Origin of the sequence: Pseudomonas sp. WS 5412 (assembly GCF_012985615.1) — a bacterium.
In the GTDB taxonomy this organism is placed as follows: Bacteria; Pseudomonadota; Gammaproteobacteria; order Pseudomonadales; family Pseudomonadaceae; genus Aquipseudomonas; species Aquipseudomonas shahriarae.
On record NZ_JAARMB010000001.1, the window covers coordinates 320,499 to 332,782 of the forward strand.

The window sequence follows — 12,284 nt, forward strand, 5'->3', positions numbered from 1 at the left end:
TTTTCTTATGGGGTGATACTGACGCCCGAGAACACGTTGCGGCCGAAGGGGCTGACTTTGAAACCTTCGACCTTGGTGCTTAACGGCTGGTTGACCGTCGAGTGGGCGACAGGCGTGATCGGCACCTGTGTTTTAAGCAGTTGCTGCGCCTGTTTGTACAGAACAGTCCGTTGTTCACGGTCGGTGACGACCTTGGCTTGCTTGATCAGCTTGTCGTACGCCGGGTCACACCACATCGAGTAGTTGTTCCCGCCGATGGCGTCGCAGCTGTAGAGGGTGCCCAGCCAGTTGTCCGGGTCACCGTTGTCGCCGGTCCAGCCAATCAGGCTGACATCGTGCTCGCCGTTCTTGGTGCGCTTGATGTACTCGCCCCACTCATAGCTGACGATCTTGACCTTGAGGCCAATCTTGGCCCAGTCGCTTTGCAGCATCTCGGCCATCAGCTTGGCGTTGGGGTTGTACGGGCGCTGGACCGGCATGGCCCACAGGGTGATCTCGGTGCCCTCCTTGACGCCGGCCGCCTTGAGCAACTCCTTGGCTTTTTCCGGGTTGTAGGCGGCGTCCTTGATGCTGTCGTCATAGGACCACTGGGTCGGCGGCATGGCGTTGACCGCCAGTTGCCCCGCGCCCTGGTACACGGCATTGAGGATGCTCTGCTTGTTCACCGCCATGTCCAGGGCCTGGCGCACTTCGAGCTGATCGAAGGGTTTGTGCCGCACGTTATAGGCGATGTAGCCGAGGTTGAAGCCGGGTTTGGTCAGCAGTTGCAGGTTCGGGTCGGCCTTGAGCGCGTCGACATCGGCGGGGCGGGGATGCAGGGTGACCTGGCATTCATTGGCCTTGAGCTTCTGCACGCGTACCGAGGCGTCGGTGTTGATGGCGAAAATCAGTTGGTCGAGCTTGACCTTGCTCGGGTCCCAGTAGTTTTTATTGCCGGCGAAACGGATCTGCGAATCCTTCTGGTAACGCTGGAACACGAACGGCCCGGTGCCGATCGGCTTCTGGTTGATATCGCTGGGTTTGCCGGTCTTGAGCAGTTGCTCGGCGTATTCGGCCGAGAGGATCGCGGCGAAGCTCATGGCGATGTTCTGGATAAACGCGGCATCCACCGTGTTCAGGGTCATTACCACGGTATGCGGGTCGGTTTTCTCGACCTTGGCGATGTTCTTGTTCAGGCTCATCCCGTTGAAGTACGGAAACTCGGTGGGGTAGGCCTTGCGAAACGGGTGGTTGGCGTCAAGCATGCGGTTGAAGGTGAACAGCACGTCATCGGCGTTGAAATCCCGTGTCGGCTTGAATTCCTTGTTGCTGTGGAACTTCACCCCTTCGCGCAAGTGGAAGGTGTAGGTCAGGCCGTCTGGCGAGATATCCCACTTGGTAGCCAGCCCTGGTACGACGCCGGTTTCACCCTTTTCGAACTCAACCAGGCGGTTGTAGATCGGCTCGGCCGCATCGTTGTCGGTGGCGGTGGTGTACTGCGCAGTATCGAACCCGGCCGGGCTGCCTTCGGAGCAGAACACCAGGCTTTTCTTTTCGGCAGCCTGGCCCATCGAAGCGACGGCCAACAGGCTGGTACCCAATATCGCGGATAGAACGGTGGTATGGCGCATGACGGTCCCCAATCCATGTTTATCGTTTTCGTCAGTGAACAATCACCACGCCTTACCTGGCATGGAGAAAGCACTGCTCCCATCCACAGCAAATGCCGTATCGGAACTGCGCGTTTGCCTACCTCGACGTTAGGGAACGAGGGCAGGGCGGTAAATGCGCAGAACCGGACAGACCTTGTAGGTATCGGACGTAACCTGCGCAGTTAGCTGCTGTAGGACGGCAGCCCATGCGGGGGTAGTTCGATTCCTAGGATCTGGGCGGATGCAATAACGGCGACGTTATGAAACGTCGCCGCTAGAGATCACTACTTGCTGACGCTCACCCCGTAGAAGGAATTCAAGCCAAATGGGCTGATCTTGAAGTCCTGCACGTTGTTGCGCATGGGTTGATACACCGTCGAGTGCGCGATAGGTGTCATGGGCACTGCATCTTTGAGGACGTGTTGCGCCTGTTTGTACAGTTCGGTGCGCTTGGCGACGTCCGATGTGGCCTTGGCTTCTTTCACGATGCCGTCGAATTTCTTGTCACACCATTTGGAGAAGTTGTTGCCGGCCAGGGAGTCGCAGCCAAACAGCACGTTCAGCCAGTTGTCCGGGTCACCATTGTCACCGCTCCAGCCGATGATCATGGCCTGGTTCTCGCCGCCCTTGGAACGCTTGATGTACTCGCCCCACTCGTAGCTGACGATGTTGACCTTCAAGCCGATCTGCTTCCAGTCGTTCTGCAGCATCTCGGCCATCAGCTTGGCGTTGGGGTTGTACGGACGCTGGACCGGCATGGCCCACAAGGTGATCTCGGTGCCTTCCTTGACGCCGGCCTCCTTGAGCAGTTCCTTGGCCTTGGCCACATCGTGCGGGACGTCCTTGATGGTGTCGTCATAGGACCATTGGGTCGGCGGCATGGCGTTGACCGCCAGTTGGCCTGCGCCCTGGTACACCGAGTCGATGATCTGCTGCTTGTTGACCGACATGTCCAGCGCCTGGCGTACGCGCAGGTCGGCCAGGGGGTTGGCGGCCGTCTGGCCCTTGAGCACTGGCATGACGTTGTAGGCGATATAACCCAGGTTGAAACCGGCCTGGTGCGGCAGTTTAAGGGTTTTGTCCTCGCCCAGGGCCTTGAGGTCGGCCGGACGCGGGAAGAGGGTGACCTGGCATTCATTCTTCTTGAGTTTCTGCACACGCACCGACGGGTCGGTGGTGATGGCGAAGATCAGGTTGTCGATCTTCACGTCTTCAGGCTTCCAGTAATCCTTGTTGCCGGTGAAGCGGATGTTGGAGTCTTTCTGGTAGCTCTTGAACACGAACGGACCAGTGCCGACCGGCTTCTGGTTGATGTCCTGGGGCTTGCCGTCCTTCAACAGTTGGGCGGCGTATTCGGCCGACTGTACCGAGGCGAAGCTCATGGCCAGGTTCTGGATAAACGCGGCGTCCACGGTGCCAAGGGTGAACTTGACGGTGTGGTCGTCGATTTTCTCGATGTTCTTGATGTTGGTGTCCATCCCCATGTCCGTGAAGTACGGGAACTCGGTGGGGTAGGCCTTACGGAACGGATCGTCTTTATTGATCATCCGGTTGAAGGTGAAGAGCACGTCGTCGGCGTTGAATTCACGAGTCGGCTTGAAATACGGCGTGGTGTGGAACTTGACCCCTTCGCGCAGGTGGAAGGTGTAGGTCAGGCCGTCTTCGGATACATCCCACTTGGTGGCCAGGCCAGGAATCACGGCGGTGCCGCCGCGCTCGAACTGGCTGAGCCGGTTGAACATGGTTTCGGCCGAAGCATCGAAGTCTGTTCCGGTAGTGTACTGGCCTGGGTCGAAACCGGCCGGGCTCCCTTCGGAGCAGAACACCAGATTAGTCGCCGCCTGGGCGAAAGGTGCAGCGGCCATTAAACTGGCGCTGACTAAAAACGGAATGACTGCGTGTTTAAGCATGTTGGCCTCATGATTTGTTGTCATTTTTGGAATTGAGGGCGACCTCGTGAGTCGGCCTGCGGATACTTATGCAGGCCCCATACCCAATGCAAGACGTTGAGAGGCAACAAGCGGCAAAGAGTGGTACGAACGTACAGGAATGTCGCATTCATATAATTTTCGACACGAAACTGTACTTTTGAGGGCTTTTTTCGGTGCGTGGAGTGCACCGAATAAGTCCAACCGAGGTGTCTGGCGCACCCGGTTGGGGCATAGTTGTTACTTATTCAGACTTACGCCGTAGAACGGTGTCAGGCCAAACGGGCTGATCTTGAAGTCCTGGACCTCCTTGCGCAGTGGCTGGAAAACCGTCGAGTTCGCAATAGGCGTTATAGGTGCTTGATCCTTAAGTATTTTTTGCGCCTGTTGATACCACTTTATGCGTTCGTCACGGTCACTGCTGAGCTTGGCCTTCTGCACCAGTTGGTCGTACTGCGGGTTACACCATTTTGCATAGTTGCTGCCCTTGACCGCGGCACAACTGTAGAGCACGCCCAGCCAGTTATCCGGGTCGCCGTTGTCGCCGGTCCAGCCGTAGATCATCACATCGTGCTCGCCGTTTTTTGCGCGCTTGATGTATTCGCCCCACTCATAGCTGACGATATTGGCGGTGATCCCGACTTTGGCCCAATCCTGCTGGATCATCTGCGCCGACATCCGCGCGTTGGGATTGGAGGCGCGCTGCACGGTCATCGCCCACAGATTGATGGTGGTACCTGGTGCAACCCCTGCTTCTTTTAGTAGCGCCCGGGCCTTGGCAGGGTCGTGCGGTGCGTCCTTGATGCTGGGGTCATAAGACCACTGGGCCGGCGGCAGTGCGTTCTGCGCCAATTGCCCGGCACTTTGGTACACCGCCTGGATAATCGCCGGCTTATCGATGGCCATGTCCAGGGCCTGGCGCACCTTGAGCTGGTCCAGCGGCGGATGGGTCACGTTATAGGCCAGAAAGCCCAGGTTGAAGCCCGCCTGCTGCTGCACGCGCAGGTTTGGATCCTGCTTCATCACCTCGATATCCGAGGGGCGCGGATAGCCGCTGACCTGGCATTCGCCGGCCTTGAGCTTTTGTAGGCGCGACGCGGCGTCCGGGGTGATCGCAAACACCAGGCTGTCGAGTTTCACATCCTCAGGCTTCCAATAGTTTTTATTGGCGACGTAGCGAATCTGCGAGTCCTTCTGGTAGCGCTTGAACACAAACGGCCCGGTGCCGATCGGTTTCTGGTTGATATCGGCGGCCTTGCCGTCTTTAAGCAACTGCGCCGCGTACTCGGCCGATTGCACGGACGCAAAGCTCATGGCCAGGTTCTGCACGAAAGCGGCATCGACGTTATTGAGGTTGAAGCGCACGCTGTGCTCGTCGAGCTTTTCCACACTTTTGATCGTGGTATTCAGGCCCATATCGGTGAAGTACGGCGACTCGGACGGGTAGGCCTGACGGAATGGATGGTTGGCGTCCAGCAGGCGCTGGAAAGTGAACAGCACATCGTCGGCATTGAAGTCGCGGGTCGGGGTGAAGTACTCGGTGCTGTGGAACTTGACCCCGTCGCGCAGGTGAAAGGTGTAGGCCAGGCCGTCCTTGGACACCTCCCAACGGGTCGCCAGGCCCGGCTCGACTTCGGTCCCGCCGCGCTTGAACTGGGTCAGGCGGTTGAACACGGTTTCGGCCGAGGCATCAAAATCGGTGCCGCTGGTGTACTGGCTCGGATCGAACCCGGCGGGGCTGGCTTCGGAGCAGTAGACCAGGGTGCTTGCCGCCTGGGCCGTGGGCATGCACGCCAGCAGGCTGGCAACGAGGAGGAGCGGCTTGAAGACAGTTCTATCCATGGTGACCCCTGAAATGGCAGGTAAACAACGGCCAAAAAAAACGGCGGTCACCGAGGTTACCGCCGTTGTGGGCCATCAGGTAAGGCTTATGGCATCTGTACTTCAATCACGCCATCAGCGCTCATGCTGACCTGGCTGGTGCCGGCCTCGACCTCAGGTGTCGGCGCCGAATCCATCGCTGCCGCCTTCATCATCATCCCGCCATTTCGCGCGTACGGCATTGGGTAGCCGTTGGTATTGAAGTTCAGGTTGACGATCTTGTAGCCCTTGCCGCCGAGTGCATCGGTGGCCAGTTGGGCGCGGGCCTTGAACGCGGCGACCGCATCCTTGAGCAACGCGTCTTCGCTGGACTTGCGCGTGGCGTCGGCGATGGCGAAGTCCATATTGTCCATTTTCAGGGTGTTGAGCAGCTCGCCGGTGAGCTTGGACAGCGCCGGGAAGTCCGCGCTTTCCAGACGCAGTTCGGCGCGCTCGCGCCAGCCGGTGATCTTCTGGTTCTTGTTGTCGTAGATCGGATAGCTGTTGCGGCTGCCCTGGCGCAGGGTCACGGCTTTTACTTCGCGAGCTTCGCCCAGCGCCTTGTTCATGATGGTTGTGACTTCGGCGGCGAGCTTGGCCGGGTCAGTATTTTGCGACTCGGTGTAGAGGGTGACGATCATCTTGTCACGGGCCACTTCCTGGCTGACTTCGGCCCGCAGGGAAATCTGGTTGTAGTGCAGTTGATCGGCGGCCAGCGCGGGCAGGCTGGCAATGCTGCCAACGCTGAGGGCAATAAGGGCGGCACTGCGAGTGAAACGTGACATGGAAGCTCCTTGAGGGTGATCGTGTTCGGTAAGACTGTAGACGGGGGATTCGGGTTCGGCGGGTTACAAAATCTCTACATCTGGCGACGATGCCGACGAACGGTCATAAAGCCATGACCTGCGTCAAAGGGCCACAGACTCGCAGACTGTACCGTCGCTTCGTTTATACTTGCTGCGATCCGCCTGGAGCGCTCATCAGGAGAGCTCATGCTCGCCCCCGTAAAACTGACTTCCGCCACTCGCCAGAACCTCTGGCGCCTGACGTTTATCCGCACCCTGGTGCTGGCCGCCCAGGCCGGTTCCGTGGGGCTCGCCTATTGGTTTGAACTGCTGCCGCTGCCTTGGCTGCAACTGTGGGTGACCCTGGCCTTTTCCACGGTGCTGTGTGTGTTCACGGCCATCCGCCTGCGCACCACCTGGCCGGTGACGGAGCTGGAGTACGCGCTGCAACTGGCCTGCGACCTGTTTATCCACAGCGTGTTGCTGTATTTCTCCGGTGGCTCCACCAACCCCTTCGTTTCCTATTACCTGGTACCGCTGACCATCGCTGCCGTGACCTTGCCGTGGCGCTATTCGGTGATCCTGTCGGGGATTGCCCTGGCGCTTTACACCTTGTTGCTGGCGCAGTTCTATCCCCTGGAAACCTTCCCGATTGCCCGGGAAAACCTGCAGATTTACGGCATGTGGCTGAGCTTCGCGCTGTCGGCGGCGGTGATCACCTTTTTTGCCGCGCGCATGGCCGAAGAGCTGCGGCGCCAGGAAGAACTGCGCGCAATCCGCCGTGAAGAGGGCCTGCGTGACCAGCAACTGCTGGCCGTGGCGACCCAGGCCGCCGGTGCGGCCCATGAACTGGGCACGCCGCTGGCAACCATGAGCGTGCTGATCAAGGAAATGCGCCAGGACCATCACGACCCGGCCTTGCAAGACGACCTCGGCGTGTTGCAGGAACAGGTCAAGCAGTGCAAGCAGACCTTGCAGCAACTGGTGCGCGCCGCTGAAGCCAACCGGCGCCTGGCGGTGGATATGCAAGACGTCACCCAGTGGCTGGACGAAGCCCTGAACCGCTGGCACTTGATGCGTCCCGAAGCCAGTTACCGTTTCCACCTGCTGGGGCAGGGCGCAGTGCCGCGTATGGCGCCACCGCCGGACCTGACCCAGGCGTTGCTGAACCTGTTGAACAATGCAGCCGACGCCTGCCCGGAAGGGTTGGAAGTGCAGTTGGACTGGGATTGGGAAAACCTCACCATCAGTATTCGCGACCACGGCGCTGGCGTGCCGCTGGCGATTGCCGAGCAGATCGGCAAGCCATTCTTTACCACCAAGGGCAAAGGCTTCGGCCTGGGCCTGTTCTTGAGCAAGGCCAGCGTGACCCGCGCTGGCGGCTCGGTGAAACTTTACCCCCATGAGGAAGGCGGCACGCTCACCGAGCTGCGCCTGCCCCGTGCTGCACGAGGAGACATCGATGAGTGACGAGATCCAAGTCGAAGGCGAAGAACTGCCGCACCTGTTGCTGGTAGATGACGATGCCACCTTTACCCGCGTAATGGCGCGAGCCATGAGCCGTCGCGGGTTTCGCGTCAGCACTGCAGGTTCCGCCGAAGAAGGCCTGGCCATCGCCCAGGCCGACCTGCCGGACTACGCGGCACTGGACCTGAAAATGGACGGTGACTCGGGCCTTGTGCTGCTGCCCAAGCTGCTGGAGCTGGACCCGGAAATGCGCGTGCTGATCCTCACCGGGTATTCGAGCATTGCCACCGCTGTCGAGGCGATCAAGCGCGGTGCCTGCAACTACCTGTGCAAGCCGGCGGACGCCGATGATGTGCTGGCCGCCTTGCTCTCCGAGCATGCCGACCTCGACACCCTGGTGCCGGAAAACCCGATGTCGGTGGACCGCCTGCAGTGGGAGCATATCCAGCGCGTGTTGACCGAGCACGAAGGCAATATCTCAGCCACGGCCCGTGCCCTGGGCATGCACCGCCGGACCTTGCAGCGCAAGCTGCAGAAGCGCCCGGTACGGCGCTGAATTACGGTGTGGGCTTGTGTGGGAGCGGGCTTGCTCGCGAAGGCGCAGTGTCAGTCAAGTCTTTAACAACTGACACTCCACCTTCGCGAGCGAGCCCGCTCCCACATTGGATCTCCATTGTTCTGCCGATCCAGTTCCAACAAAAAGCCCGGCTGATCATGGATCAGCCGGGCTTTTTGTATGGCTTGAAAACGACTTACTTTTTCAAGCCGTAATGCTCATCCAGCATGCCGGGGGCGTTCGGCGTCTTTGGCGCGTAGTCCCGCGGCGGCTCCTGGTTTTCCCGTGGCGGGGTCAGGCGCTCCCGTGGGGCTTGCGTGGCATCGGAATGCAGCGCGGCCAGCAGACGCTGACGGGTAATATCGTCCAGAGCCAGGCGGTTGGCGCCATCGGCGAGGTGATCCTGTACTTCCTGGTAGCTCTGGGTGAGCTTCTTGACCAGGGTCGCGGTGCTGTTGAAGTGGGTAACAACCTCGTTCTGATAACTGTCAAAACGTTCCTGGATGTCATCCAACTGACGCTGCGTGCGGTTAGGCGCGGCATTCGGCAGGAGGCGAGCAACCAGGAATCCAATGGCGACACCGGCAACCAGGGCAAGAGTCGGCAACAACCAAACTAAGAGCGAGTGTTCCACGAGTCCTTCCTCTATAAACGGCTTTGCTTTACGTTAACGGCTCGGACCTGCGCTGTATACCGCGATTAAGCTCGCAATGATGCCATGCACAGACTTTTAGCTAGACGAGTCGACCCCTTGAGAGGTCACGGAGTTCATTCCTTGCTCATGCGTGAAACCCCTGTTTTGATTGATGGCCCGGTAGGCCAATTGGAAGCCTTGTACCTCGATCACCCCGAGCCACGTGGCCTGGCGCTGATCTGCCACCCCAACCCGGTGCAGGGTGGGACCATGCTCAATAAAGTCGTCTCGACCCTGCAACGTACCGCCCGCGATGCCGGTTTGATTACTTTGCGTTTCAATTACCGTGGCGTCGGTGCCAGCGCTGGTAGCCATGATATGGCCACAGGTGAAGTGGACGATGCCGAAGCCGCCGTAAGCTGGCTGCGTGAAAAACACCCGGACCTGCCCATCACCTTGCTGGGTTTCTCGTTCGGTGGATTTGTTGCCGCCAGTCTCGGCGGGCGCCTGGAAGCCAAGGGCGAAAAACTCGCGCACCTGTTTATGGTGGCTGCGGCCGTCATGCGTTTGCGTGACGAGGACCCGCTTCCACAGGGCTGCCCGCTGACCGTGATCCAGCCGGAAACCGACGAAGTGGTCGACCCGCAGCAGGTCTACGACTGGTCTGCCGCCCTCAAACGCCCCCATGAGCTGCTGAAAGTGGCAGAATGCGGGCACTTTTTTCATGGCAAGCTCACCGATCTCAAGGATCTGGTGCTGCCGCGCCTTTCGAATTGATAGCAGTCTGATAAGCGATTACCCATGACGACTCGTACCCGTATCCTCACCGGCATCACCACCACCGGCACCCCGCACCTGGGCAACTACGCCGGTGCCATCCGCCCGGCGATCCTCGCCAGCCAGGATGCCAATGCCGATTCGTTCTACTTCCTGGCCGACTACCACGCCCTGATCAAGTGCGATGACCCGCAGCGCATCCAGCGCTCGCGTATGGAAATCGCCGCGACCTGGCTGGCCGGTGGCCTGGATGTGAACCGGGTGACCTTCTACCGTCAGTCCGATATCCCGGAAATTCCCGAGCTGACCTGGCTGCTGACTTGCGTCGCGGCCAAGGGCCTGCTCAACCGCGCCCACGCCTACAAGGCCTCGGTGGACAAGAACCTGGAAAACGGCGAAGACCCGGATGCCGGGATCAGCATGGGCCTGTACAGCTATCCGGTGCTGATGGCGGCGGACATCCTGATGTTCAATGCCCATAAGGTGCCGGTCGGCCGCGACCAGATCCAGCACGTGGAAATGGCCCGTGATATCGGCCAGCGCTTCAACCACCTGTTCGGCAAGGGCAAAGAGTTCTTCACCATGCCCGAGGCAGTGATCGAAGAAGGTGTCGCCACCTTGCCGGGCCTGGATGGGCGCAAGATGTCGAAGAGCTACGACAACACCATTCCGTTGTTCACCACCGCCAAGGACATGAAGGACGCGATCTCGCGAATCGTCACCGACTCCCGCGCGCCGGGTGAGGCCAAGGATCCGGATAACTCGCACCTGTTCACCTTGTACCAGGCGTTCGCCACCCCTGAACAGGAACAGCAACTGCGCAGCGAACTGCTCGACGGCCTGGGCTGGGGCGAGGCGAAAAACCGCCTGTTCCAACTGCTGGACGGCCAGTTGGGCGAAGCCCGCGAGCGCTACCATCAATTGATGGCGCGCCCTTCGGACATGGAAGATCTGCTGCTGGTCGGCGCCAAGAAGGCCCGTGCCGTCGCCGGTCCATTCCTGCAGGAGCTGCGGGAAGCCGTGGGCCTGCGCTCGTTCGTCAACCAGGCCACCGAGGCTGCCAGCACCAAGAAGAAGGCAGTCAAGGCCGCGCGGTTTGTCAGCTTCCGTGAAGACGACGGCAGCTTCCGCTTCCGCCTGCTGGCGGCTGACGGCGAGCAACTGTTGTTGTCGCGCAACTTTGCCGATGGCAAGGCGGCGGGCGCTGTCACCAAGCAGTTGCAGTCCGGCCAGGCGCTGGATGTGCGCAGTGAGGCCTTGGGCTTTACGGTGTGGCTCGACGGCGCGTGTATCGCCGACAGCCCGGCCTTCGCCGACAGCGCTGCGCGGGATGCCGCCATCGAAGCCGTGCGCGTAGCATTGACGCCAATCGAAGACTGACCCGACCAAGGGTTGATTGCCATTATCCGGGGCCGTCGTTACAGTGACGGCCCGTTTTTGTTGCCTTGCTAACGAAATTATGACGCCCCTAGAACGATATCAAGCTGATCTGAAGCGCCCCGACTTCTTCCATGATGCTGCCCAGGAAACGGCGGTGCGTCACTTGCAGCGCCTGTACGAAGACCTGGTCGCCTCTTCCCAGAGCAAGCCGGGGATGCTCAGCAAGCTGTTTGGCAAGAAAGACCAGACGCCGGTCAAGGGCTTGTACTTCTGGGGCGGTGTGGGTCGCGGCAAGACGTACCTGGTCGACACCTTCTTCGAAGCGCTGCCGTTCAAGGAGAAGTCGCGCACTCACTTCCACCGCTTCATGAAGCGTGTGCACGAAGAGATGAAGACCCTGCACGGCGAGAAAAACCCGCTGACCATCATCGCCAAGCGTTTCTCCCAGGAAGCGCGGGTGATCTGTTTCGATGAGTTCTTCGTGTCCGATATCACCGATGCGATGATTCTCGGCACCCTGATGGAAGAGTTGTTCAAGAACGGCGTGACCCTGGTCGCCACCTCGAACATCGTGCCTGACGGTCTGTACAAGGACGGCCTGCAGCGTGCGCGTTTCCTGCCGGCCATCGCTCTGATCAAGCAGCACACCGATATCGTCAACGTCGACAGCGGCGTCGATTACCGCCTGCGGCACCTCGAGCAAGCCGAGTTGTTCCACTTCCCCCTCGACGAAGCGGCCCACGAAAGCCTGCGCAAGAGCTTCCGTGCGTTGACGCCGGAATGCACCCAGGCGGTGGAAAACGATAAGTTGATGATCGAGAATCGCCAGATCATTGCCCTGCGCACCTGTGACGACGTGGCCTGGTTCGACTTCCGCGAGCTGTGCGACGGCCCCCGCAGCCAGAACGACTACATCGAACTGGGCAAGATTTTCCATGCGGTGATCTTGAGCGGTGTCGAGCAAATGAGCGTCACTACCGACGACATCGCCCGGCGCTTTATCAACATGGTCGATGAATTCTACGACCGTAACGTCAAGCTGATCATCTCGGCTGAAGTCGAACTCAAGGACCTCTACACCGGCGGTCGCTTGAACTTCGAATTCCAACGGACCCTGAGCCGCTTGCTGGAAATGCAGTCCCACGAGTTCCTGGCGCGGGCGCACAAGCCTTAGGCAAACACCGAACCAAAATGTGGGAGCGGGCTTGCTCGCGAATGCGGTGTATCAGTCGACTTATTCGTTAACTGACACACCGCATTCGCGAG

Annotated in this window: 10 protein-coding genes; 5 read left to right on the plus strand and 5 right to left on the minus strand. The window is 59.7% G+C overall.

The annotated features are described in order from the left end of the window. Window positions 1-5 precede the first annotated feature (5 nt). From HBR94_RS01575 to HBR94_RS01590, 4 genes are all read right to left on the minus strand, one after another. Entirely contained in the window at window positions 6-1,610 is a 1,605-nt protein-coding gene (locus tag HBR94_RS01575; RefSeq protein ID WP_115129008.1) for an ABC transporter substrate-binding protein, read from the minus strand. 305 nt (window positions 1,611-1,915) lie between these two features. After that, window positions 1,916-3,541: an ABC transporter substrate-binding protein gene (locus tag HBR94_RS01580; protein WP_170044046.1), complete on the minus strand. Its 1,626-nt coding sequence runs from the start codon at window positions 3,539-3,541 to the stop codon at window positions 1,916-1,918. A 258-nt stretch (window positions 3,542-3,799) separates the two neighbouring features. Beyond that, entirely contained in the window at window positions 3,800-5,401 is a 1,602-nt protein-coding gene (locus HBR94_RS01585; protein WP_170044047.1) for an ABC transporter substrate-binding protein, read from the minus strand. A gap of 86 nt (window positions 5,402-5,487) precedes the next feature. Then, complete coding sequence (locus HBR94_RS01590; protein ID WP_115129006.1) at window positions 5,488-6,204, minus strand: SIMPL domain-containing protein; 717 nt, start codon at window positions 6,202-6,204, stop codon at window positions 5,488-5,490. Window positions 6,205-6,411: 207 nt separating this feature from the next. Between HBR94_RS01590 and HBR94_RS01595 the strand changes: the two genes are divergently transcribed. Together HBR94_RS01595 and HBR94_RS01600 are read left to right on the plus strand one after the other, a co-directional pair. After that, on the plus strand, window positions 6,412-7,674 hold the full coding sequence (locus tag HBR94_RS01595; RefSeq protein WP_057958430.1) for an ATP-binding protein: 1,263 nt from the start codon (window positions 6,412-6,414) through the stop codon (window positions 7,672-7,674). After that, a complete protein-coding gene (locus tag HBR94_RS01600) occupies window positions 7,667-8,227 on the plus strand; it encodes a response regulator transcription factor (RefSeq protein ID WP_057958431.1) in 561 nt (186 codons plus the stop codon). Before HBR94_RS01595 ends, HBR94_RS01600 begins: the two co-directional genes overlap by 8 nt. A 196-nt stretch (window positions 8,228-8,423) precedes the next feature. On the opposite strand, the gene HBR94_RS01605 is transcribed toward HBR94_RS01600, so the two are convergent. Then, the gene (locus HBR94_RS01605; RefSeq protein ID WP_029291922.1) at window positions 8,424-8,861 is read right to left on the minus strand and encodes a DUF1043 family protein; all 438 of its coding nucleotides are present in this window, start codon (window positions 8,859-8,861) and stop codon (window positions 8,424-8,426) included. A 147-nt stretch (window positions 8,862-9,008) separates the two neighbouring features. Between HBR94_RS01605 and HBR94_RS01610 the strand changes: the two genes are divergently transcribed. The 3 genes from HBR94_RS01610 (at window position 9,009) to zapE (ending at window position 12,192) form a co-directional block, all read left to right on the plus strand. Continuing rightward, complete coding sequence (locus HBR94_RS01610; RefSeq protein ID WP_057438061.1) at window positions 9,009-9,638, plus strand: alpha/beta fold hydrolase; 630 nt, start codon at window positions 9,009-9,011, stop codon at window positions 9,636-9,638. 24 nt (window positions 9,639-9,662) lie between these two features. Then, complete coding sequence (locus HBR94_RS01615; RefSeq protein ID WP_170044048.1) at window positions 9,663-11,018, plus strand: tryptophan--tRNA ligase; 1,356 nt, start codon at window positions 9,663-9,665, stop codon at window positions 11,016-11,018. Window positions 11,019-11,097: 79 nt separating this feature from the next. Continuing rightward, entirely contained in the window at window positions 11,098-12,192 is a 1,095-nt protein-coding gene (gene zapE / locus HBR94_RS01620) for a cell division protein ZapE (RefSeq protein WP_057438065.1), read from the plus strand. Window positions 12,193-12,284 lie beyond the last annotated feature (92 nt).